Source organism: Sphingopyxis sp. 550B, assembly GCF_057401805.1.
The window spans coordinates 629,422-653,742 of the sequence record NZ_CM171610.1; the positions used below are offsets into that span (position 1 = coordinate 629,422).

Genomic DNA, 24,321 nt, shown 5'->3' on the forward strand with positions numbered 1-24,321 from the left:
GGGCGCATGCGCCTATCGAGGGGGATGAGCGACGCCGCCATCCCCCACCCCACCGACCCCTTCGCGCCCGAGGCGATCAACGCCGTCGACGGGCTGACGCCGGTCGATCCCGCCTTTCGCCACGTGCTGCGCATCGCGACGCTGCTCAACGCGCTGCCGCTGGCGATCGCCGCGATGCTGGCCGACATCTTCCTCGTCCGCGCGATCGACGGGCCCTATGGCCTGCTGACCGTGCTCGGCTGGCTGCTCGGCGCGCTGGCGGTCGCCATCCTGCCGTCGCGGCGCGCGCAGCGCTGGGGCTACCGCGTCGGCGAGGGGCAGCTTCGCGTCGCGCACGGCTGGCTGTTCCGCACCGACACGATCGTCCCCTTCGTCCGCGTCCAGCATATCGACGTCGGGCAGGGCCCGGTCGAGCGCTGGTTCGGCCTCGCGCATCTGGTCGTCCACACGTCAGGCACCCACAACAGCACGGTGACGCTGCCCGGCCTGCCCGCCGACCTTGCCGCCGCGATGCGCGAGACGATCCGCCGCCATATCCACACCGATTTCGCATGACCGACGCCGCCGCCCCGCCCGCCGCGGAAGCCGAGCCGCACTGGCTGCGCCTCCACCCCGCGACGCTCGCGCTGTCGATCGCGAAGCTCGGGCCGCGCTCGCTCAATTTCCTGCCCGCGATCGCGGCGCTGGGGGTCACCGGCAACTGGGCCTATATCGTGCCGGCCTTCCTGCTCTTCCTGCTTTTCTCGCTACTCGCGGCCTGGCTTCACTGGCTGCGCTTCCGCTTCGCGGTGGGGGCGGACGAAGTCGTCATCGAAAGCGGCGTGCTGGCGCGCCAGCACCGCACCATCCCCTTCGATCGCATCCAGGACGTCAGCATCGAACAGGGATTGATCGCCCGCGCGCTCGGCATCGCGAAGGTCGAGTTCGAGACCGGAGCGGGCGGCGGAAAGGACCATGACGCAAGCCTCGACGCGGTCGGCCTCGACGCCGCGGAAGCGCTGCGCGGCGCGATCCGCGCGCACCGCAGCGAACGGGCTGCCGCGCTTGCCCCGGCCGATGCGCCGGGAGCGGAGGACCGGCTGCTCTTCGCGATGGGCGCGCGCCGGCTGCTGATCGCCGGGCTGTTCAACTTCTCGCTCGCGGCGCTCGCGGTCTTTGGCGCGGCCATGCAGTTCTTCGACAATCTGCTGCCCTTCGACTTCAACATCTTCAACCCGGTCGACTGGATCGATGTCGCCGAAGCCTACGGCCTCGACGCCTGGCTCGTCGCGCATCGCTGGGTCGCCGGGCTGGGCGCGGCGATCTCGCTGCTCTTCATCGGCTTTGCCGGCGGGGTCGCGACGATGTTTTTCACCAACTGGGGTTTCCGCCTGACGCGCGAAACACGCGCGTTGCGCCGCACCCGCGGGCTGACGACGCGCACCGACGTCGCGATGCCGGTGCGCCGCGTGCAGGCCGCGATCCTCGTCACCGGCTGGCTGCGCGAGCGGTTTGGCTGGCACGAGCTGCGGCTCCAGAGCCTGGCAAGCGACGGCGGGAAGGAGCGCGACCACCAGGTGGTGCCCTTCGGTACGCTGCGCGAGATCGATCCGGTGCTCGCGACCGTGGCGATTGATCGTCCGCCCGGGGAAACGCGCTGGGAACGCAGTCACCATATCGTTGCGCTCGGCGGGCTACTCGGCGCCGTGATAGCCGCGTTCGGCGGCGCGGTGGCGATCGCACTCGGCGAACCGCTCGGCAGCCTCACGATTGCGGCGGCCGTCCTTGTGGCGCTGGTCGCGCTGGTCGGCGCGCGCTTCCGCCTGTGGGCCGACCTCGGCGACCGGGTCGCGATCCGCCGCGGCTGGTGGAAACCGAAGCTGACCCTGCTGCCGCACGCCTCGGTGCAGAGCATCGACCTCAGGACCGACTTCGTCCTCCGCCCGCTCGGCCTCGCGACGCTGGTGTTCGGGGTGCCCGGCGGCAGCGCGCTCGGCAGCCATGCGATCCCCGCTATCCCAGCCGGCGTCGCGCAGGCGCTGCGCACGCGCATCCTCGCGGCGGGAGGCGCGGCATGACCGACACCGCGCTCGGCATCGCGCAGTCCATCCTCGGCCAGCCATGGCGCTGGCGGCGGACCAGCGCACAGATGGGCGGCGAAAGCCTCGCACCCGACGATCTCGTCACCCAGCTCCTGCTCGCGCGCGGGGTGCCGCGCGACGATATCGAGCGCCAGCGGGCGCCGACATTGCGCGCCTTCATGCCCGATCCGTCGTTGTTCCGCGACATGGACGCCGCCGCCGCGCGGCTCGCCGACGCGGTCGAGGCGCGCGAGGCGGTCACCGTCTTCGGCGACTATGATGTCGACGGCGCGACCTCGGCGGCGCTGCTCGTCCGCCTGCTGCGCGCGCTCGACGTCCCCGTCGGCGCCTATATCCCCGACCGGCTGATGGAAGGCTATGGCCCCTCGGGCGCCGCGCTGGTCCGGATCGGCGCGGCCGGATCGCGGCTCGTCGTCACCGTCGATTGCGGCGCGCAGGCCTTCGACGCGATTGCCGAGGCCAAGGCCGCAGGGGTCGAGGTGATAGTCGTCGACCATCACCAATGCGCGACGACGCTGCCGCAGGCCTTCGCCGTCGTGAACCCCAACCGGCTCGACGAGGCGCCCGACGCGGCACTCCACGGCAATCTCGCCGCGGTCGGGGTCGCCTTCCTGCTCGGCGCGGCGCTGCTCCGCACGCTTCGCGCGCGCGGCTTCTTCGGATCGCGGCCCGAACCCGCGCTGATCGACCTGCTCGATCTCGTCGCGCTCGGCACCGTCGCCGACGTCGCGCGGCTGACCGGCTTTAACCGCGCGCTGGTGACGCAGGGACTGAAGGTAATGGCACGGCGCGGCAACATCGGTCTCGCGGCGCTGATGGACGCGGCGCGGCTCACCAAACCCCCGACCGCGAGCGATATGGGCTTCGCGCTCGGCCCGCGCATCAACGCCGGCGGCCGCGTCGGCAAATCCGACCTCGGCGTGCGACTGCTCACCACCTCGGACCCGCAGGAAGCCGCCGATATCGCGCAGGAACTGAATCACCTGAACGACGAGCGCCGCGCGATCGAGGCGGCAGTGCTCGACCAGGCGATCGAGGCGAGCATCGCCTGTGCCAACGCCCCCGTCGCGCTCGTCGCCGCATCGGGCTGGCACCCCGGCGTGATCGGCATCGTCGCGGGGCGGCTCAAGGAACGGCTGCACCGCCCCGCGATCGTCGTCGCGCTGGGCGACGACGGCATCGGCAAGGGGTCGGGCCGCTCGATCGCTGGCGTCGACCTCGGCGCTGCGGTGCTCGCCGCGAAGGAGACGGGGCTGCTCGTCGCAGGGGGCGGTCACGCGATGGCGGCGGGACTGACCGTCGCCGCCGACCGCATCGACGCGCTCGGCGCCTTCCTAAGCGACCGGCTCGCCGCCGACGTCGAGCGGGCGAGCGGCGACAAGGCGCTGCTGATCGACGCCGTGCTCGCGCCGCGCGGCATCAGCCCGCTGTGGTGCGAAGCGATCGACAGCGCGGGGCCCTATGGCGCCGGCTGGCCCGCGCCGCGCGTCGCGACCGGCCCGGTGCGTATCGTCGAGGCGGGGATCGTCGGCACCGATCACCTGCGCCTGATCGTCGCGGGCGACGACGGTGCGCGTTTCAAGGCGATCGCCTTCCGCAGCGCCGAAGGCCTGCTCGGCCAGACGCTGCTCCACGCGCGCGGCGGCCGCAAGCTGTGGCTCGCAGGCCGCGCGAAACGCGACGACTGGGGCAGCCGCCCCGCCGCCGAACTGCACCTCGAGGATGCCGCCTGGGCCGACTGACCGGCGCCGGCAATATTTCTGCCCTGCCGGCCACCGGCGCGCTTGACCGTAGGAACACGCGCGTCTAAGGCGCCGCTTCACCGACTGACGGCCCCTTCGTCTAGCGGTCTAGGACGTCGCCCTTTCACGGCGAAAACACGGGTTCGAGTCCCGTAGGGGTCACCATTGGCGAGTTTTCGCCGTTCTGGGATCATGAAGCGATCCCTTTGATTCGGTTGCCCCAGCGCCCTTATCGGCTCGTTTTAACGGCCCGGATCGTGGTTGCGAGTGGCGTCATTTGCGCGGATCGGGGCGGGCTAGGATCATCATCGCGGAGAGCGCCAGCGTCTGGGCGCCGCGTTTGATCGTCGGTTCGGGCACGGGCGCGAAATAGGGTGAGTGGTTGACCGGCAGCGGTTTTCCTTCCGCCTCGTACCGTGCGATCATCGCCGGATCGTAGCCGCCGATCGCGAAGAAGACCGAAGGCACGCCTTCGTCGATGAAGGCCGAGAAATCCTCGCTGGCGGTGCCGCCCGCCGCGCTCGCGGGGACGAACTGCACATCCTTGCCGAAGGCCGTCGTCAGCATCGCCGCCGACCGCGCCGACAGCGCCGCGTCGTTGCGGACGGCATTCGTGCCCGTCGGCTGCGCGATCGTCGGTTCGGGCGCGCGCGCCATCGCCGCGACCGAGCGCGCGGTGCGCTCGACGCCTTCGACGAGCAGCTTGCGCGTCGCCTCGTCGTGCGAGCGCAGGGTCAGCTTCAGGTCGGCGTGGTCGGGAATGATGTTGTTGACCGTCCCCGCGACGAAGGCCCCGACGGTCACCACACCGAACGCCTTGGGATCCTTTTCGCGGCTGATGATCGTCTGGACGTCGGTGACGAAACGGCTGCCCATCATCACCGGATCGATGCTCTTGTCGGGCATCGATCCGTGTGCGCCGACGCCGTGGAAGGTGATGTCGATCGCGTCCGAGGCCGAACTGACGACGCCGTCCTTCACCACCACCGTGCCGACCGGCATCGGGCCGACGTGCGCGGCGAAGCCGAAATCGGGCTTGGGCCAGCGGGTGAACAGCCCGTCGGCGATCATCGCCTTCGCGCCGCTGACATTTTCCTCCGACGGCTGACCGATGAACATCAGCGTGCCGCTCCACTGATCCTTCATCGCCGCGAGCGCCGCGGCGGCACCAACCCACCAGGCCATGTGGCTGTCGTGGCCGCAGCTATGGTCGACGAAGCTCAGCTTGCCGTCGACGGTCTGCTGGGCACGGCTGGCATAGGGGAGACCGGTCTTTTCCTCCATCGGCAGCGCGTCCATTTCAGTGCGCACGAGCAGGGTCGGCCCTTCGCCGTTCTTCAGGATCGCGACGATACCGGTCTGGCCGACCTTTTCGGTGACAGTGAAGCCCAGCTTGCGCATCTCGGCCGCGAGCAGGGCGGCGGTGCGCACCTCCTGAAAGCCGACCTCGGGATGCGCATGGAGATCCTTGTAGAGCGCGTCGAGATGCGGATACTGCCTGTCGATCGTCGCGTCGATGCGCGCCAGCGCGGCGGCGACGTCGAAGCCGGGGGCGGTCGGTGCGGGCTGCGCCAGGGCAGGAAGCGCCGCGAGGCCGGCGGTCAGGGTGAGCAATATCTTGTGCATCGGGCGGTCTCCGCTGTGGGATGGAAAGGCGGCGGGCTGGCTCAGCGCAGGAGCGCGATCACCAGACGCTGGAGGAAATCGTCGCCGAGCGGCCGGCCGGTGAGATAGCCCTGGTCGATGGTGGCAGCGAGGGTGAAGATGATCTCGAACGGCGGCAGGACAGGGTGGATGTCCTGCACGTCGAGCGAGCGCGTGAGGATTGTGATACTGGCCTTGCGTCGTATATGCTGGGCATCGGCAATCGGGGCGATCAGATCGGGCGCTACGCGACGTGCCTCGTATATGGCGGGCAGGCAGGTCGCGATGACCGGATCATGGTAGCGGTTGCGAACAGCGGTCGCAAAGGCAAGCAGATCGGCCGCCACGTCGCCGGTATCGCCGAGCAGCGCATCGTCGAAGCGATCGTTGAATGCATCGATGAACGCCGCGATGGCCGAAGGCCAGCGGCGATAGAAGGTCGGGCGGGGAACGCCCGCGTGCCGACAGACGCGATTGATCGACAGGCCGGCGAAGCCGAACTCGCCCAATATGGCGACCGCGCTGGCCTTGATCCGCTCGTCGAGTTCGGCCTGCCGCGGCCGTCCCGCCGTCGTGTCCCTGTCGCCCAATATCGTGACTTCCATCTCCACCGCACTCGCAATGCCCGATCGCACCGCTCCAGGCGAACGAATAATATCGATACATAGATGTATCGTAATATCGCGGCGGGTCAAGGGCTTCGCCCGCGAATGCCGGTTCGGGGCCCCCGCCCTCCCCCGTTCGAGGCTTGACACCCGCACCGATTCTACGCCAAAGCCCCTTTCGATGCATGATTGTATCGTAATCATGCATGGCAGCGACCGATAATGACGAGGGGCGCGCCCGACCGGCCAAGCCCGCACCGCCGTTGCCGGCAAACAGGGAAGGGCTCTTCAAAATGTTGGACAATCGCAAATTGTTGCTCGTGGTTTCGGCGTCGGCCTTGGCGCTCACCGGCGCCCCCGCCCTCGCGCAGGATGGGCCGGGCGGCGGCGAAGCGACGGCCGGGGCGGCCCCGAGCGAGATCGTCGTCACCGGATCGCGAATCGCGCGGCGCGACTTCGAGGCGGCGAGCCCGATCGTCACGCTGGGCGCCGACGCCGTCGCGGCGACCGGACAGGCAACGCTCGAAGGCGCGCTCAACCAGCTTCCGCAATTCTCGGCGGGCTCGACCGCCTTCTCGAACGACCTCAACGCGACCGGGCAGGCGACGCTCAATCTTCGCGGCCTCGGCGCGCAGCGCAACCTCGTGCTGCTCGACGGCCGTCGCCTGCAGCCGTCGAACTCGAGCCAGGTCATCGACATCAACACCATCCCATCGATCCTCGTCGGCGGGACCGAGATCATCAGCGGCGGCGCCTCGGCCGTCTATGGCTCTGACGCCATCTCCGGCGTCGTCAACTTCAAGGTGCGCGACCTCGACGGGATCGAGATTTCGGGCCAGAACACGCTGACCGAGCGCGGCGACGGCGGCATTCGCGAGATTTCGATCGGCGCCGGCACCCGCTTCGCCGACGGCCGCGGCCGCATCATCGTCGGCGCCGCCTATACCGACCGCGATGCGGTCAACATCAACAGCCGCGCCTTCTTCCGCCGGAATCAGGGCGTGTCGGGGACGATTCCGTTCGGTATCTTCACCCCGGGCGCGAACCCCGCCAGCCAGGGCGCGCTCAACGACGCCTTCGCCGCCTATGGCATCGCGCCGGGATCGGTGCTCCCCTCGTCGGGGATCGGGGTCAATGCGGACGGCACGCTCTTCGCCAACGGGCGCGGCGTCTATAATTATCGCGACGATGAGCCCTATCTCTACAATAACGGGCAGGCGCTGCTGCAGGTGCCGTCGACGACCTACACCCAGATTCCGCTCGAGCGCATCTCGACCTTCGGCCGCGCGACCTTCGAGGCGAGCGATACTATCAAGCTGTTCGTCCAGGGCCTTTATACCGACTATACGTCGACGACGATCCAGGACCCCGCCCCGAACGCCGGGCTGTGGACGATCCGCGTTCCGCGGTCGAATCCCTTCATCCCGGCCGCGCTGAACCCCATCCTCGATTCGCGCACCGACCCGACCGCGCCGGTCGTCGTGACCAAGCGCTATAGCGAAGCCGGTCCGCGCAGCGTCGATCATGAGGCGACGACGTGGCAGATCCTCGGCGGCGCATCAGGGTCCTTCGGCGGCAGCGGCATCACCTGGGAGCTGTACGGATCGACCGGCAAGAGCATCGTTGACGACATCTCCTACGGCTCGGTCTTCACCAGCAAGGTGCAGCAACTGGCATCGGCGGCCGACGGCGGCGCGTCGATCTGCTCCGGCGGCTATAATCCGTTCGCGGTCACCAACTCACCCGAATGCGTCGCCTTCATCAGCGGCGTGACGCGCAACCGCACCGAAACGAAGCAGGACGTGGTCGAGTTCAACCTGCAGGGCGGCATCGCGCAGCTTCCCGCGGGCGAACTGCGCTTCGCGGCGGGCGTCGGCTATCGCCACAATGAATTCGCCTTCACCCCCGATCCCGAGCAGATCACGGGCAACATCGTCGCCATCGCGCGCACCTCACCGACCGCGGGTTCGACGAGCGCGAAGGAAGCCTATGCCGAACTGCTGATCCCGCTGCTCCACGACATTCCGCTGATTCAGGACCTCACGATCGACGCCGCCTATCGCTATTCGGACTACAAGCAGAGCGGCGGGGTTTCGACCTACAAGGTCGATGTCGACTGGACCGTCGTCGACGGCGTGCGCCTGCGCGGCGGCTATCAGCGCGCGATCCGCGCGCCGAACGTCGGCGAGCTTTATACCGCGACCACCGGCCTGTTCCCGACCATCGGTTCGGTCGCCAACGGCGCCGGCGATCCGTGCGACACGCGCAGCGCGTTCCGTACCGGCGCTAACGGGGCGCAGGTGCGCGCGATCTGCGTCGCGCAGGGAATGCCCGACGTGCTTGCCGACTCCTATATCAACAACGTCACGCAGGTCGCGGCCTTCCTGTCGGGCAACGCCAATCTGAAGCCCGAAAAGGCCGATACCTGGACGGTCGGCGCGGTGCTGTCGCCGCGCGCCGCCTCGCCCTGGCTGTCGAACCTGCGCGCGTCGATTGATTATTATAATATCGCGATCGACGACGCGATCGCGACGATCCCGGTGTCGGTGTCGCTCAACAAATGCTTCAACGCCGATGGCAGCAACCCCGGCTATGACGCGAACAATTTCTTCTGCGCGCTGATCGGCCGCGACGTCAATTCGGGCGGCATCACCAACGCGCTGCAGCCCTATCTGAACCTAGGCGGCTACAAGACCGCCGGGGTCGACGTGCAGCTCGACTGGTCGGTGCGCCTTGCCGATATCGGGGCCGGCGACGGGTCGGGGCGCTTCGGCATTTCGTCGGTGATCAACTATCTCGACAAGTTCGAGATTCAGAACCTTCCCGGCGGGCCGTTCCAGGATTTCGGCCGCACGATCGGATCGGGAACCACGCTGCCGCGCTGGCGGTCGACGACCTCCTTCACCTTCGGCACCGACAGCTTCAACGCGCTGGTGCGCTGGCGGCACATCGGCGCGATGATCGACGCGTCGAAGGTGACGAACGCGGCGAGCACGACGCCGGGGGTCAAGGCCTACGACTATTTCGACCTGTCGCTGCGCGTCGACCCGGCCGAGCGCTTCAGCCTGCGCTTCGGAGTGAACAATCTGTTCGACAAGACGCCGCCAGTGGTCAGCGGCGTGCTCGGCCAGACCGACGCCAGCACCTATGACGTGCTCGGCCGCACCTATTATCTGGCGGCCACCGCGCGCTTCTGAAGAACGGGACAGGAGACAGATTATGTCGAAATGGATGCGATCGGCGGCAGTTCTCGCCGCATTCGGCCTCGCAGCGGCAACCCCGGCGCTCGCGGCGCAAGCGCCCGCCGCGCAGGCGGCGCCCGCACCGGCAGCGGGCGCGTTGATCGAAAGCGGCCCGCTCGCGCCCGAGTTCGGCCTCGACGGTGCGGCGCAGGCCTTCGCGATCCGCTATGGCTCGACCGACGGCGTCGTCGGCAACGGCACGGTGCCGGTGACCGCCGCGCTGTTCATCCCCAAGGGCACGCCGCCCGCGGGGGGCTGGCCGCTGATTGCCTGGGCGCATGGCACCGTCGGCATCGGCGACGATTGCGCGCCGTCGCGCAACCCGCGCTCGGCGCGCGACCGCACCTATCTCGACCATTGGCTGGGCGAGGGCTATGCCATCGTTGCCACCGACTATCAGGGGCTCGGCGGGCCCGGGCCGCATCCCTATCTCAACAGCCGCGCCGCCGCCTATTCGACCCTCGACGCGGTGCGCGCGGTGCTGGGGGGCGATTTCGGCCTCGCCAACAAGGTGCTGCTCGTCGGCCAGTCGCAGGGCGCCGGTGCGGCTTTCGCGACAGCGGGCTATGCCGCCGACTATGCGCCCGACGTCAATGTGCGCGGGACGATCGCCACCGGCCTGCCCAACCTCGCCGTCGCGGGCGCGACGAGCGGCGGCGACGGGGACAAGGTCGATCGCCTGATCGCCTATCTGCTCTACATCGCCTCCGCGGCGGAACAGATCGATCCCAGATACGATCCCACGGCGGTGCTGACCGATCGCGCGATGCCGCTCTATCGGCGCGCGGCCGACACCTGCGTCGTCGATATGTTCGGTGCGGTGGTCGAGGCGGGGCTGACCCGCGCGAACAGTTTCAAGACCGATTTCTGGCGCGCCTATGCGCCGATGCTGACCCACGCCGGCTATCCGACGCTGCACATCGCGACGCCGGTGTTCATCGGCACCGGCGCGGAGGATGTCGATACGCCGGCCGCGATGCAGAAATCGGTCGTCGACGGGGCCTGCGACGCCGGATCGACGATCGAATGGCACGTCTATCCGGGGCTCGACCATTCGGGGACGGTCAACCGCTCCTTCACCGATTCGCGCCTCTTCGCCCAGCATGTCATGGCGGGCCACGCCATCGCGGGGACCTGTCCGCAGGCCGCCGGCTAGGCGTTCGCTCTCGCCGCGTGAGGGCACCGGACGGATCGGGATGACCCGACGAAGCGGGCGCTATTCGCGGTCGACGGGACCGGTATTGACGAACCATTGTTCGCCCCTCTGGCGCTGACGCCGCATGATCTCCTCCCGGAATTCGAACATTCCGGGCATGGGGTCGCGGCGCAGCACCGGCGATGCGCCAAGCTCGAGGAAATATTCCTCCTCTCCATAGGGACGCCAGTCGGGCGCACCGACCGCCGACGGAATGCCGCGCGCGGCGAAGCTGGACCAATAATCGACCATCTGCCGGGCAAGCCGGCGATCGTCGTCCCCCGTCGCCGCCGGCCAGTTTGCCGCCTGTACAACGGCGCGACCGATGCTGCCGAACATGAAGGGAATCTCGCTGGCGTGAAATGCGCACAGCTTCCGCGCCCGCGCGGCGTCGTAGCAATGGTCGAACAGATAGAGATAGGAAGGAGCGCCTGCCGCGGTCTGCTGCCGCACGAGCCGCTCGACGGCCCAGCCATAGACGATGTCGCGCGTCGCGGCGATCAGGCTCTCTTCCATATCGGACGCGGGATAGAGCCGCAGGAAGGCCGGCGCGAGATCGCCGTAGCGACGGGCGGCTCCCGCGGCATAGGCGGCCGCATCGACGGGCACCGGGGGCAACAGGCCGCGCTGGCTCCGCACCTCGCCGCTGTTGAAACCGGCGAGGACCGGCACCTTGATCTGCTCGCCGCGATCGAAGACGTCGACGATCTGCGCCGGAAGCAGCGCCCCGTCGATCGTCGGCTGCGCTGCAAAGCGCGCACGCAGTGCCGCGGCGGTCAGCGTTTCGGCGTCGAGGGCGCGAAGGGCGGCGGGATCCTTCGCGCCGACGCTTTCGGCGAAGGCGGCGCCGATCACTTCGGCCGACGGCAGGCCATAGGCCGGATCGCGCAGCCGCGGGACCGCGCGCATATTGGTGCTCTGGACGATCGCGCGGCCGAACAGCCCCTTCGCGCGCGGGGCGGCGAGCAGATAGGTGACGCTGAGCGCGCCCGCCGATTCGCCCATCGCGGTGACATTGGCCGGGTCGCCGCCGAACGCCGCGATATTGCGCTTCACCCATTCGAGCGCGGCGATCTGGTCAAGCAGACCATAATTGCCCGAGACACGATCGGGCGCTTCGGCGCTGAGCCCCGGGTGCGCGAGCCAGCCGAAGATGCCGAGGCGATAGTTGATCGACACGAAGACGATCCCGCGCTTCGCATATTCGCGCCCGTCGTACATCGGGCTCGCGCTGCCGCCATGCTGGAGCGCGCCGCCGTGAATCCAGACGATCACCGGCGCGCGCGCCGCGTTGCGCGGCGCCCAGACGTTGAGCGTCAGGCAATCCTCGCTCGTCGGACGCGGCGGCTCGAAATAGACGCTGTCGGCGGGATAGGGCGGCTGCACGCAATCGGGGCCGAAGGCGTGGGCCTCGCGCACACCCTGCCACGAAGCAGGCGGAGCGGGCGGGCGCCAGCGGCGCGCCCCGACCGGCGGCAGCGCATAGGGAAGCCCCTTGAAGACCCGGACCCCGTCCTCCAGACTGCCGGCGACGCGGCCCTCGGCGACGGTGGCCGCCGGTCGGCCGGACGCGGCGGCGACGGGAACGGCGAATGCGGCCAGGGCGCCGAGCAGCGGAGCGCCGAAGACGAGGGCGAAGGCCCGTCCGGACAGCAGCATGTCTTTCGTTCCTCTTCCCGGCGGCGATGCTTGCCATCGCCCGCCCGTCGATTTACGCTCACAAGAGAGTGAATATCAAGTGCGGACGAATGGACGACGGGAGAGGTGCAGCATGACGGACCCGACGCGACGCGGCTTCCTGGTCGGGGCGGCGGCGCTGCCCCTCACCGCCCCGGCCGCAGCGGCCCATGACGCGGGCGCGTCCGACTCGATCGCCGCCGATCTGGCGACCTATATCGGCTTCGGCAACAAACAATCGGGCGGCCCCGGTGACGACGCCTGCGGTCATTGGCTCGCGGACGAACTGGCGCGCGCGGGTTTCGCGACCGAAAAGCCGGCCCTGTCCGTCCCCTGGTTCGAACCGGGCAGATGCGAGATCGCCGCCGGCGACGCGCGCGCGCCGCTCCATCCCCAGCCGATCGTGATCCCGACGCCCGCAGGCGGCGTGTCGGGGCCGCTGGTCCGCGTCGATGCCCACGGCCGCGCCGATGCGCCGCTGGCCGGGGCGGTCGCGCTGGTCGATCTGCCCTATGGCCGCTGGTCCTCGGCGCTGGCCAGGCCGGTGCGCGCACCCGTCGATGCGGCCTTCGCAGGCGGAGCGAAGGCCGCGGTGATCGTCACCAACGGTCCGACCGGCGGCGTCATCGCGCTCAACGCCGATGGCCGCGCGCCGATGTTCGCGGGGCCGGTCGGTCTGCTCGCGCCCGCTCGGGCCGCCCCCTTCCTCGACGCGGCGATGCGACACGACACAGCCACGGTAACGCTGACCGGGCGCGGCGGCCGCAGACCCGCCTTCAACATCATCGGTCGGCTCGATCGCGGCAAGGGGCGCTGGATCACCATATCGACGCCGCGTTCGGGCTGGTTCGGCTGTGCCGGCGAGCGCGGCGGCGGCATCGCAGCGTGGCTCGACCTCGCCCGCGCCGCCCCCGCGCTGCTGCCCGACCACGACCTCGCCTTCCTGTGCAACAGCGGGCATGAATATGAGAATCTGGGCGCCGAGGAATCGCTGAAGGCGGTGGCGCCGAAACCGACGGAGACGCATTTCTGGCTCCACCTCGGCGCCAATGTCGCGGCGCGCGACTGGCACGAAGGGCTGTTCGGGCTGGCCCCGCTGAGCGGCGCGGATTCGCAGCGCTATCTGGTCGCTAGCCCGCCGCTGCTGCCCGCCGCGCGCCGGCTGTTCGCGGGACTGGCGGGACTCGAAAACCCCTATTCCAGCGAAGCGCTGTCGGCGGGCGAACTGACCGCGATCATCGCGGCAGGCTATCCATCGGTGGCGGGAGTCTTCGGCGTCCATCGCTTCCACCATGTCGAGGGCGACGACGAACGCTGCGTCGACGCGGCAAGCGTCGCCGCAGCGGCGGCGGCTTTTCGCGAACTGCTGCTGGTGGCAGTCGGCCGAAACAGCGCGCGCTAGCTTGCATCACCCAAATCCGTTCGTGTCGAGCAGGATGGCGAGTCGGATATTCGACGCAGCATCTTTGGTGTGGTGCCACCGGAAAGCTTCGTCATTGCGAGCGGCGAAGCCGCGCGGCAATCCAGAGCAGGCGGTCACCGCTCTGGATTGCTTCGCTCCGCTCGCAATGACGCAAGGGGGCAATCCCAAGCCAATCGAAATCTAGATGCGATTGGCGCGGGCAATCGCGCCCAGGTGCCAGGCGCTCGGGCGCGGCGTGCGCCTGAAGCTCTGCCGGTCGACTGTGGCGAGCCCGAAGGGGATCGAATAGCCCGACGTCCACTCGAAATTGTCGAGGAGCGACCAATAGATATAGCTGTGGACCGCGATCCCCTCGTCGAGGCAGGACCTCACCCCGTCGAGCGCCTGGTCGATGAAGGCGATGCGGCGCCGGTCGTCGTTCACGGCGACGCCGCTTTCAGTCACATAGATCGGCTTGCCGATCGCGCGGTGAGCCCATCGGATCGTGTTCGCGAGCGCCTGCGGATAAAATTCATAGCCCGACAGTGTCAGTTCGGCGCCCGCCGGCGGCGCGACCATTCCGCGCTCGTCGAACCGCAGGCGGGTGTAGCATTGCACGCCGAAGAAATCGGAATGGCTGCGCGCGACGTCGATCCAGTCGCCGTAAAGCTGCCGCTCGTAATGCGCGACCAGCGACGGCGCGCCCGTCGACTGAATATCCTGCGTGGTCAACGTGATACCCACCGGCAGGTCGGGCCGCGCGGCCTTGATCGCGTCATAGGCCTGACGGTGCGCTTCCTGCAGGATCGGCGTCGCGATCGCGGGATCGGCGAAGGCGAGGCGCGAGAAGCGCGGCGACCCGGTGGCGGCCACCGCCGCGGCATTCGCGTCGCGGGTCAGCTTCATCGCCGCTTCGGACCCAGGGAAAAGCGCGACCAGCAGGCCGATGTTCGCCTCGTTGAATGTCGTCGCCAGATGCATCAGGCCGCCGAGCCGCTCGGCGACGATACGGCAATAGCGCGCGAAAAGGCGCGGCGCGTCGTCGACCTCGAAACCGCCGCGGGCGGCGAACCACAGGGGCGTCGTGAAATGGTTGAGAGTGACGATCGGTCGCAACCCGCGCGCGCGGCACGCCTCCAGCATGCGCGCATAATGGTCGAGCACGGCGTTCGAGACACGGCCTTTGCTCGGTTCGATGCGCGCCCATTCGATGCCGAACCGATAGCAGTTGAAACCCAGCCGTTCGGCAAGCGCGAAATCCTCGTCGAAGCGATGATAGCTGTCGCATGCGTCGCCCGACCGGTCCCGAAACAGGGTCGGCGTGACATTCTCTGCCAGCCAGGCGTCGCTGTTCGTGTTGTTGCCCTCGCTCTGATGCGCCGAGATCGCGGTGCCCCAGAGGAAGCCGGGCGGCGCCGGCCGTCGCGCCGCCAGCGCCGGCGCGCTTCCCAGCAGCGCGGGCGCCGCCGCCGCCCCTGCGGCCGCCCGCATCAGGTCGCGCCGCCCGATTGATCCGTCCGCTTCGGCCACGACCCTTCTCCCTCGTCAGGCTTCGATATCGCGCTTGTAGGTTTCGGGCAGGAAGAAGATGCCGACGACCGCGGTGATGGCGGCGATCACCACCGCATACCACAGTCCCTGATAGATATTGCCCGTCGCCGCGACCATCGCGAAGCCGATCGTCGGCATGAAGCCGCCGATCCAGCCATTGCCGATATGATAGGGCAGCGACAGCGAGGTATAGCGGATGCGCGCCGGAAACAGTTCGACCAGCAGCGCCGCAAGCGGGCCATAGACCATCGTCGCGAGCAGGCCGAAGACGCAGAGGATCGCGATCACCCGCCCCTTGTCGACCGCGGCCGGATCGGCGGCGGCGGGATAGCCCGCGCGCGAAAGCCCGGCATGCACTTCTTCCTGGAACGCCGCGATCGCCTGGGCCTTCGCCTCGCCCTTCAGCTTCGCGGGGTCGGGCGCGGTGTGGCTCTCCTCGCCGATCCGCACCGTCGCGACCGTGCCCGGGGCCGCATCGATATTGGCGTAGTTGATCCCACCGCGCGCCAGATAGGCCTTGACGATGTCGCAGCTCGTCCGGTCGAAGCTGTTCTTGCCGATCGGGTCGAACTGGAACGAGCATTCGCGCGGGTCGGCGACGACCTGCACCGGCGCATGCTCGACCGCCGCCGCCATCGCCGGATTGGCCGCGGCGACCAGCGCCTTGTAGAGCGGGAAATAGGTGAAGACCGCGATGACGCAGGCGGTCATCATGATCGGCTTGCGCCCGATCCGGTCGCTGAGCCAGCCGAAGAAAACGAAGCTGGGAATGATGATCAGCAGCGCGGTGGCGACGAGGAAATTGGACGTCGCCCCGTCGACCTTCGCGATCTTCTCAAGGTAGAAAAGCGGATAGAGATGCGCGGCGAAGCCGATCACCGCCTGCCCCGCCACCGCCCCGAACAGCGCGATCAGCACGATCTTCAGGTTGCGCCATTCGCCGAAGGCCTCCTTCAGCGGCGCCTTCGACGTGGCGCCCGCCTGCTTCATCCGCTGGAAGACCGGGCTTTCCTCTAGCTGGAGCCGGATCCAGAGCGCGATCGACAGCAGCACGATCGAGAAGATGAAGGGAAGGCGCCAGCCCCAGGCATTGAAGCTGTCGGCATCCATGAACAGGCGCAGCGACACGACGAAGGTCGATGCGAGGATTAGGCCGATCATCGCCGTGGTCTGGATGAAGCTGGTGTAGAAGCCGCGCTTTCCCGGCGGGGCATGTTCGGCGATGTAGACCGCCGCGCCGCCATATTCACCGCCGATCGCGAGCCCCTGGAGCAGGCGGAGCAGCATCAGGATGATCGGCGCGGCGATTCCGATCGTGTCGTAGGACGGCAGGAAGCCGACGGCGAAGGTCGACAGCCCCATGATCGCCATGGTGACGAGGAAGGTGTTCTTGCGCCCGACAATGTCGCCGACCCGCCCGAAGACGAGCGCCCCGAACGGCCGGATCGCGAAGCCGGCGGCGAACGCCATCAGCGCGAGGATGAACCCCGTCGTCTCGTTGACGCCCGCGAAGAAATGCATCGAGATCGCGCTCGCGAGCAGGCCGTAGAGGTAGAAGTCATACCATTCGAACACCGTCCCCAGCGACGAGGCGGCGATGACGAGAGTCTCGTTCTGGCCCTTGCCTTCGGCGGGCAGGGTTTCGCTGTCGGTTGCCATATCCTTCTCCCTTTCTCCCGGCAGCGGCGGCGGGCTCTTTCACCGGCCCGTTCGCCCTGCTCCCGGGGGTTGTCAGCGGTTGACCGCCATCGTCGGCGCGGTGAAGCCGGCGCTCGCCAGTTCGCGCTCGGCCTGCGTGAAACCATAAGCGGGAACGATCTCTCCCCGCCGATCCGAAATGCGGTCCCATTCGGAAATGACGCGCTGCGCGGCATCGTCGGCGCGGCCGATGAAGGCGCCGTCGGTCAGCGTGACGTTCGCGGTCGCGAAATGACCGGCGCCCGCGCACAGGATGTTGCGCGTCGGGGCATCGTCGCCGACCAGCGCGAGCAGGCCCGGACTCACCGCCTCGGGCGCCAGGTGGGCGAGCGCGTCGGGCGCGAGCACGCCGTCGGTCATCCGGGTCGCCGCGGTGGGGGCGAGGCAGTTGACGCGGATGCCGTATTTCTCGCCTTCGAGCGCGAGCGTCTGCATCAGCCCGACGAGCGCCATCTTCGCGGCGCCGTAATTGGCCTGCCCGAAATTGCCGTAGAGGCCCGACGAGGATGTCGTCATCACGATGCGGCCGTGGCGGCGCTCGCGCATCTGGTCCCACACCGCCTTGGAACAGGTGGCGGCGCCCATCAGATGGACGTCGACGACGAGGCGGAAGTCGGCGAGGTCCATCTTGGCGAAGCTCCTGTCGCGCAGGATGCCGGCGTTGTTGACCAATATGTCGATGCCGCCCCAGGCCATGGTCGCGGCATGGACCATCGCCGCGACCTGCTCCGCGTCGGTGACCGACGCCGGCGCCGCCATCGCCCGGCCGCCCGCGGCCTCGATCTCGGCAGCGACGCGCTCGGCGGCGGCGCCCTCGCTGTCGTTGACGACGACGCACGCGCCATGGCGCGCCAGCATCAGCGCATGCGCCCGGCCGAGCCCTCCGCCCGCGCCCGTCACGATCGCCACCCGGTCCTGCAATGCCTTCGTCATCCTGCCCCTCTCGCTATCCGAATTACTATAACTCACTTGTGAGTGAATGAAAATTGAAACAGACGGGAGACGGAAAGCGCCCGCCTGCCCTTTGCTATACTCTGATGACTTTGGATTGCCCCACTTCGTCATTGCGACCCCGGACCTGATCCGGAGGAAGCAATCCAGAGCAGTTACCGCACGCTCTGGATTGCCGCGCGGCTTCGCCGCTCGCAATGACGAGTCTTTCCCACGTCATCATGCCCTAGTCCCCGTCTTTCGCGCGCTGTTCGCAGATATCGCGAAAGCCCGCCGCCATGAAGCGCGCCATGCGCTGCTTGACCGCCGCATAATCGTCCGACCGGCAGAGCCCCTGCGACAATTTGTCGATGCGGCCGGTGCGCGCGAGCGTCAGCATCAGCGCCCCGGTGACGAAGTGATAGCCCCAGAAGATGTCTTCCTCCGCCGCCTCTGGCAGCGCCTTCTTCAATATGCCGATCAGCCGCAGCACGACCGGGTCGAAATGGGCGTCCATCATCCCGGCGCCCCATTCGGGCGTGTTGGCCACCTGCGCGCTGAGCGCCCCATAGTTGCGCCAGCCCTCGCCACCCTCGATATAAAGGTCGAGGTCGGTGTCCAGAAAGGCATGGAGCGCGCCCTCGATCGTCGGCTTTCCCCCCGACGCCCGCTCGTAATCGTCGAGCACCTTCATGCGGCGCTCGCTCGTCACCACCGCGCGGCGGGCGAACACCGCATCGAACAGCTTCTTCTTGTCCTCGAAATAATAGTTGAGCAGCGTGTGATGCACGCCCACCCGCTTGGCGACATCCTTGAGCGTCACCCCGTAGAGTCCGTTGCGCGAAAAGAGATATTCGGCGGTGTCGAGAATCTGCTCGATCGTTTCGGCGCGCTGCTCCGCTTTCGATGGCCGTTTCGTCCGACTCTTTGCCTTGGACTCCAAATCTCTATTCCTCTCGAAACCTTCGTTCGCAGGGCGGCGGGGCCTTTCGGCCTACACCTGTCCGTAATCGAGCCGCAATTGCATTTTGTCGATCTTGCCGGTCGGCGCGAGCGGCATCGCGTCGAGGCGCACGACCGTGTCGGGGACCCACCAGGACGCGACCCGCCCGGCGAGCGGCTCGAGCAGTTCGGCGTCGCTGATCGCCGCATCGCAGGTGACGAGCAGGACCGGCCGCTCGCCCCATTTGGGATGCGGGCGCCCGATGACGGCGGCCAGCGACACCTGCGGCAGCGCGCCGACGATCGCCTCGATCTCCGCCGGGTTGATCCATTCGCCGCCCGATTTGATCAGGTCCTTCGCGCGGCCGGTGATGACGAGGTTACCCGCGTCGTCGATCCGCGCGAGATCGCCCGTGTCGAACCAGCCGTCGGCGTCGGTGGCGGGTTCGCTCTGGCCGAAATAGCGTTCGACGACCGAGCCGCCGCGCACGCGCAGATGCCCCTCGGTCCCGCGCTGCTCGGGCAGCGGGCGGCCGTCGGCGTCGGCGACGAGCAGGTCGATGCCGATTGCCGGACGGCCCGAAACGGCCGCACTGCGATGCGGATCGCCCGGCGGCGCGGCGGTGCCGAGCGGCGACAATTCGGTCATTCCCCAGCTTGTCTGCACCTCGGCGCCGAGGCGGCGCTCGATCCGGTCCATCAGCGCCGGCGGCATCGGCGACCCGCCGACCAGGATACGCTCGAGCGACGGCACATCGCCGCCTTCGGCCTCCAGATGCTCGACGAGGCCGAGCCAGACGGTCGGCACCCCCGCGGCAGCGGTCACGCCTTCGGAACAGATGAGCCGCGCGAGATGCGCGCCGTCGCTCTGGCGCCCCGGAAGCACCAGCTTCGCCCCCACGGCGGGCGCCGCGAAGGGCAATCCCCATGCGTTGGCGTGGAACATCGGCACCACGGCAAGGATCGCGTCGCGCGCGGTCGGCCCCAGCACGTCGGCCTGGAGCTGGCGCATCGTGTGCAGATAGCAGCCGCGATGGGTATAGGTGACGCCCTTGGGCGCGCCGGTGCTGCCCGAGGTGAAGCAGAGCCCCGATGGCGTGTCCTCGGCGAAATCGCCCCAGACCGCGTCGCGCGGCGCTGCCGCGACCAGCGGGTCGAAGGCATCGGCGCCGTCTTCGTCCGCGTCGGTGTCGAGCAGCAGGATGCGCCGCAGCGACGGCAGATTCGCGCTCGCCTCGCGCGCCAGCGGCAGCAGGTCGGGGCTCACCAGCAGCAGCGCCGCCCCCGACTGCGCGAGCATCGCGGAAAGCTGCGCCGCGGTCAGGCGCGGGTTCAGCGTGTGACAGATCGCCCCCATGCCCATGATGCCGTACCAAGCCTCGACATGCCCCTGCGTGTTCCAGGCGAGCGTCGCGACGCGGTCGCCGCGGCCGATGCCGAGCGCGCGCAGCGCACCCGACACGCCGCGCGCACGATCGTGCAGCGCGGCGTATCCGGTCCGCCGCACGCCGCCCGCCGCCGTCGCCGACACGACTTCGGCATCGGGGTGCCATTTGGCGGCGTGGGATAGGAATTTGTCGAGCGTCAGGCCGTAATATTGCATCGAACCGTCGATCATTGGCAGCCCTCGGTCTTCGGCGGCAGCGGCGGCGACGCGACGCCGATATTCCAGTTCCACGGCACGTCCCCGGCGGCACGACGGCGGCAGACGACCGCCTCGTGCAGCGCCGCGGTACCGGGAAACAGATTGTGCCCGGCGCGCGGCGTGTCGGCGATGTGCAGAAAACCGCGATTGTCGGCATAGTCGGGCCAGTCGGGCCCGCCCTTTGCAACGGGTCGGCCGGTGGTGGCGAAGCTCGCCCAGTAATCGCCGATCGCGGCGATCAGCCTGCGCTCTGCCAGGCTGTCGGGAATCTTCGGCCACAGGGGCGGCGTCCGCGCCGCGGTCCCGAACACATAGGGCAGCTCGGCGGCATGGAAAGCGTGGAGATTCCACTGCGCGGTCGCCGGATAGCCATGGTCGAAAAGATAGAAATAGGCGCCCTGCCCCAGCGCCGCCTGGTTCGACACCAGCCGCTCCGCGGTCCAGCCATACATGGCGTCGCGCGTCGCGGCGAGCATGCTTTCACCGATATCCTTCGCCGGATAGCGGGTCAGGAAGGCATCGGCGAACTCGCCATAGGCGGTGCGGATCGTGGCTTCATAGGCGGCCGCGTCGGCGGGAGGTTTGGGCAGCAGGAACCGCAGCGAGCGAATCTCGCCGCTGTTGAAGCCGGCGAGGATCGGCACCGGCGCCTGTTCGTCGCGATCGAAGGTGTCGACGAGCTGGCGCGACAGCGTCTTGCCGTCGATATTGGGAAAGGGGAAATAGCCCGTCGCGGCGACCCGGGCCGGGATGTCGGCCGCCGGCAATGCGCGCAGCGCCGCGATGTCGGCGGCACCGAGCTTCGCCGCAAGTTCGGCGCCCTGCACCTCTGCAGGGACCATGCCGTTGATCCGGTCGCGCAGGCCGGGCGCGGAGACCATATAGGCGCTCTGCGCCACCGCCTTGTGGAACAGCCCGCGCGCCGCCGGAGCCGCCATCAGATACATGACGCTGAGCGCGCCCGCCGATTCCCCGGCGATGGTGACGTTCCCCGCATTGCCGCCGAAGGCGCCGATATTGCGCTTCACCCATTCGAGCGCCGCGATCTGGTCGAGCAGACCGTAATTGCCCGAGACATGGTCGGGCGATTCCGCACTGAGCCCCGGATGCGCGAACCAGCCGAACATGCCGAGGCGATAGTTGATCGACACCACGACGATGCCGCGCCGCGCGAGCGCGCTGCCGTCGTAAATAGGGTCGGCGCCCGACCCCGACGCCAGCGCGCCGCCGTGGATCCAGACGAAGACCGGCGCGCCGCGCGCATCCTGCGGCGCCCAGATGTTGAGCGACAGGCAATCCTCGCTCATCGCCGGCAGGTCCCAGCCATAGATGCTGGGTGCCTGCGGCTTCGGCTGCATGCAGGCGGCGCCGAAGCGGGTAGTATCGCGGGCGCCGTCCCAACGCGGCAGCGGTGCCGGCGCACGCCAGCGGCGCTCGCCGACGGGCGGCTCGGCATAGGGAATGCCGCGAAAGACGCGCAGATCGCGGTCCTGCACGCCGTGCACGACGCCCGCGGGCGCATCGACCACCGGTTCCGCGGCCGCGGCGGCCGCCCCCGGGAGGAGGACGGCCAGAACGAGAGCGAGGGTCCGCAGGCGACGCATGGGCGGCTTCCTTCTTCCGGCGCCGATCAGAAGCGATAGTCGGCGCGAACGCCGATCGTGCGCGGCCGCAGGCGGGCGTAGCGCCCGTCGAGGAAGGCTTCGGGATGGACATAGGTGATCGATGTGTCGTCGAAGAGATTCTCGACATAGGCGGTCAGATTCAGCGCCCCCAGCTTCGCCCCGGCGAACAGGTTCACATTGGTCCACGCCTCGGTATGGTCATACGTCGGGCTGACCGCGTTGGGATTGCCCGGCACGTTCGGGAACTGGTTCGGGAAGGACCCGGCGTGCGATACGTTGACCGACCCGAAGGCGGTTTTCCCGTTGCCGATCGGGAAATCGTACCGCAGCGTTCCCGATCCCTGGAAATGCGGCGAGGCAAGCCGGGTGCCCAGCTCGGCACCGGAGATCGCCGCCTCGATCGCGGACAGCTTCGTCACCTTCGCCTCGTTGAACGAGCCGTTGAGCACGAGACTCAGCCCCGAAAGCGGCCGCGCCATCACTTCGAACTCGAGGCCATAGCTTTCCGCAGCGCCGATGTTGGTCGCGAACTGGATCGAATCCGACACGCGGTTCGCCTGGACCTGGATATTCTTCCAGTCGATATAATAGCCCGCAAGATTGGCGGTCAGATTGCCGCCCAGCCAGCGCCCCTTCAGCCCGACCTCATAATTGGTCACGCTGTCCGACTTCGCGCCGTCGGGTATGACGATGTCGCTGGGGTTGATCGTGCTGACCAGCCCCGCGCGCGCGTTGACCACCGGGGTACGGAAACCCGTCGAAACCGTCGCATAGGCGGTCAGTTCGGGCACTGGTTTCCACGAGACGCTGGCCTTCCACGACAGGCGGTCGTCGGACACTTTCAGCCCTTCGGCGTAGGGAATCGGGTCCCTGCGCATGACGACATTGTTCCAGCCGGGCGTGGCGCCGACCGCCAGATAGCCGAACTGCGGAAGCGCAGCGACGACATAATTATAGCCGCCGCCCCGGGTGAAGGTCTGGACGTCCGTCTTGCCATAGCGCAGCCCGCCGGTGACCCAGAAATTGTCGCTGAGATGCGCCGTCACCTCGCCGAAGCCGGCGATCTCCCTCTGGTCCGTATAGCTGTTGAAACGCTGATAATACTCATTTTCCATGCCGATGATATTGCGCTGGGCGATGAATTCGAGTGACGAGCGATAGGCGAAATCGACGGTCCGCCGCTTGTCGTAGTAGAAAAAGCCCGCAACCCATTCGATCGGCCCGCTGTGGCGCGACACCAGCCGTGTCTCCTGAACGAAAAGATCGTCATAGCCATAGGCGTCGAGCGCGAAGGGAAAAGCCTGTGCGAAAGTTCCGGCGAGGTCGACATAGAAGGACGCGTCATAGTCGGACAGCGTCGTCGAACTGACCAGCTCGGCGAAATCGAACTCGTAATTGACCGTGATATTATAGTTGGTGAGCTTGCCCTGGAACAGGTCGGGACGGTCGGAGTTGCGCACGAACTTGCCAAGGGTGGGGTTGGTCAGCGCCGAATCGGCCGGCTTGCTGTTCTCGTAGGAGACGAGCAGCTTCACCTTCATCCGGTCGCTCGGCCGCATTAGCAGGATCGCGCGTCCGCCGAAGGCTTCGAGGCTGTTCGAATCCTTGATACCGGTGCCGATATTGTCGACCCAGCCGTCCTCGTTCCGATAATAGCCCGAGACGCGCAGACCCATTTCGTCGGTCATGATCGGCAGGTTGACCATCGCATTGTAGCGCTGGCGCAGCGAGCCCGAACCGACGACGCCCAGGTCGACGCTCGCCGATCCCTCGAACTTGCTGAGGTTGGGACTGCGGGTGATGATCCGCATCGCGCCGGCGAGCGAGTTGGAGCCGAACAGCGTCCCCTGCGGCCCGCGCAGGAATTCGACGCGTTCGACGTCGTAGAGATTCGGATCGAGGATGGTCGAGTTGCCGTTCGCCGAGATCGGCAGTTCGTCGACATAGATGGCGACCGCGCTCTGCAGGCCGGCGCTGTAACCGTTGGTGTTGATGCCGCGGCTGGTGAAATTGTTGAAATTCTGCGTCGGCCGGTTGACGACGATGCCGGGCGTGTTCTGGGCGATGCCCTCGTAACCGACGATGCCCAGATCATCGAGTTCCTCCTGCCCGAAGGCAGAGACGCTGAGCGGCACGTCCTGAAGCCGCGCGGTACGGCGCGTCGCCGTGACGATGATGTCGTTGTCGCCGCGATTGCTTTGCGCGGAGGAAGCGGCCGGCGCCTCATCCTCCGTGACCTGCGCCATGGCCGAGACCGGAAGCGCGAACAGGGCGACCGCCGAGGCGGACGCGAAAAGCTGAGCCTTCATACAAACTCTCCCTCCCGTTGGCGGTCGTTGCCG

At 68.1% G+C, this 24,321-nt stretch carries 16 protein-coding genes and 1 tRNA gene; 7 read left to right on the top strand and 10 right to left on the bottom strand.

Translation table 11 applies throughout. The features are described 5' to 3' along the window. The first annotated feature begins 24 nt into the window (after positions 1-24). From AC2S9W_RS02915 to AC2S9W_RS02930, 4 genes are all read left to right on the top strand, one after another. Positions 25-555, top strand: a complete 531-nt coding sequence (locus tag AC2S9W_RS02915) for a PH domain-containing protein (RefSeq protein ID WP_067105972.1) — start codon at positions 25-27, stop codon at positions 553-555. Next, complete coding sequence (locus AC2S9W_RS02920) at positions 552-2,057, top strand: PH domain-containing protein (RefSeq protein ID WP_076077337.1); 1,506 nt, start codon at positions 552-554, stop codon at positions 2,055-2,057. Before AC2S9W_RS02915 ends, AC2S9W_RS02920 begins: the two co-directional genes overlap by 4 nt. Beyond that, on the top strand, positions 2,054-3,823 hold the full coding sequence (recJ, locus tag AC2S9W_RS02925; protein WP_067186406.1) for a single-stranded-DNA-specific exonuclease RecJ: 1,770 nt from the start codon (positions 2,054-2,056) through the stop codon (positions 3,821-3,823). The genes AC2S9W_RS02920 and recJ overlap by 4 nt, the downstream gene beginning before the upstream one ends. Positions 3,824-3,912: 89 nt before the next feature. Further along, positions 3,913-3,988: transfer RNA gene (locus tag AC2S9W_RS02930), tRNA-Glu, on the top strand. A 108-nt stretch (positions 3,989-4,096) separates the two neighbouring features. Here AC2S9W_RS02930 and AC2S9W_RS02935 read toward each other — a convergent pair. Continuing rightward, positions 4,097-5,449 (bottom strand): amidohydrolase, encoded by a 1,353-nt coding sequence (locus tag AC2S9W_RS02935; RefSeq protein WP_067105978.1) that lies wholly within the window; start codon positions 5,447-5,449, stop codon positions 4,097-4,099. Between the two features lie 41 nt (positions 5,450-5,490). After that, positions 5,491-6,072: a TetR/AcrR family transcriptional regulator gene (locus tag AC2S9W_RS02940; protein ID WP_076077345.1), complete on the bottom strand. Its 582-nt coding sequence runs from the start codon at positions 6,070-6,072 to the stop codon at positions 5,491-5,493. Positions 6,073-6,365: 293 nt separating this feature from the next. On the opposite strand from AC2S9W_RS02940, the gene AC2S9W_RS02945 reads away from it, so the two are divergent. Both AC2S9W_RS02945 and AC2S9W_RS02950 read left to right on the top strand, forming a co-directional pair. After that, positions 6,366-9,269 carry a TonB-dependent receptor domain-containing protein gene (locus tag AC2S9W_RS02945; RefSeq protein ID WP_076077347.1) on the top strand — a complete coding sequence of 968 codons (2,904 nt, stop codon included), beginning with the start codon at positions 6,366-6,368 and terminating at the stop codon, positions 9,267-9,269. Between the two features lie 22 nt (positions 9,270-9,291). Next, positions 9,292-10,470 (top strand): lipase family protein, encoded by a 1,179-nt coding sequence (locus AC2S9W_RS02950; protein WP_486571609.1) that lies wholly within the window; start codon positions 9,292-9,294, stop codon positions 10,468-10,470. 60 nt (positions 10,471-10,530) lie between these two features. On the opposite strand, the gene AC2S9W_RS02955 is transcribed toward AC2S9W_RS02950, so the two are convergent. Continuing rightward, complete coding sequence (locus AC2S9W_RS02955; protein WP_067186415.1) at positions 10,531-12,168, bottom strand: carboxylesterase/lipase family protein; 1,638 nt, start codon at positions 12,166-12,168, stop codon at positions 10,531-10,533. A 112-nt stretch (positions 12,169-12,280) separates the two neighbouring features. Here AC2S9W_RS02955 and AC2S9W_RS02960 point away from each other — a divergent pair, with 112 nt between their 5' ends. Beyond that, entirely contained in the window at positions 12,281-13,588 is a 1,308-nt protein-coding gene (locus AC2S9W_RS02960; protein WP_067186417.1) for a hypothetical protein, read from the top strand. A gap of 201 nt (positions 13,589-13,789) precedes the next feature. Here AC2S9W_RS02960 and AC2S9W_RS02965 read toward each other — a convergent pair whose 3' ends face one another. The 7 genes from AC2S9W_RS02965 to AC2S9W_RS02995 all read right to left on the bottom strand — a co-directional run bounded on the left by AC2S9W_RS02965 (position 13,790) and on the right by AC2S9W_RS02995 (position 24,288). Continuing rightward, complete coding sequence (locus tag AC2S9W_RS02965; protein ID WP_486571610.1) at positions 13,790-15,118, bottom strand: glycoside hydrolase family 1 protein; 1,329 nt, start codon at positions 15,116-15,118, stop codon at positions 13,790-13,792. 15 nt (positions 15,119-15,133) lie between these two features. Further along, entirely contained in the window at positions 15,134-16,798 is a 1,665-nt protein-coding gene (locus AC2S9W_RS02970; RefSeq protein WP_067186418.1) for an MFS transporter, read from the bottom strand. Between the two features lie 72 nt (positions 16,799-16,870). Continuing rightward, positions 16,871-17,770 (bottom strand): SDR family NAD(P)-dependent oxidoreductase, encoded by a 900-nt coding sequence (locus tag AC2S9W_RS02975; protein WP_067186420.1) that lies wholly within the window; start codon positions 17,768-17,770, stop codon positions 16,871-16,873. Positions 17,771-18,014: 244 nt separating this feature from the next. Further along, positions 18,015-18,710 carry a TetR/AcrR family transcriptional regulator gene (locus AC2S9W_RS02980; protein ID WP_067186422.1) on the bottom strand — a complete coding sequence of 232 codons (696 nt, stop codon included), beginning with the start codon at positions 18,708-18,710 and terminating at the stop codon, positions 18,015-18,017. 51 nt (positions 18,711-18,761) lie between these two features. After that, complete coding sequence (locus AC2S9W_RS02985) at positions 18,762-20,327, bottom strand: AMP-binding protein (protein ID WP_067186424.1); 1,566 nt, start codon at positions 20,325-20,327, stop codon at positions 18,762-18,764. Beyond that, positions 20,324-21,958 (bottom strand): carboxylesterase/lipase family protein, encoded by a 1,635-nt coding sequence (locus tag AC2S9W_RS02990; protein ID WP_067186428.1) that lies wholly within the window; start codon positions 21,956-21,958, stop codon positions 20,324-20,326. The genes AC2S9W_RS02985 and AC2S9W_RS02990 overlap by 4 nt, the downstream gene beginning before the upstream one ends. 26 nt (positions 21,959-21,984) lie before the next feature. Further along, positions 21,985-24,288 (bottom strand): TonB-dependent receptor, encoded by a 2,304-nt coding sequence (locus tag AC2S9W_RS02995; protein ID WP_067105999.1) that lies wholly within the window; start codon positions 24,286-24,288, stop codon positions 21,985-21,987. Positions 24,289-24,321: the final 33 nt, after the last annotated feature.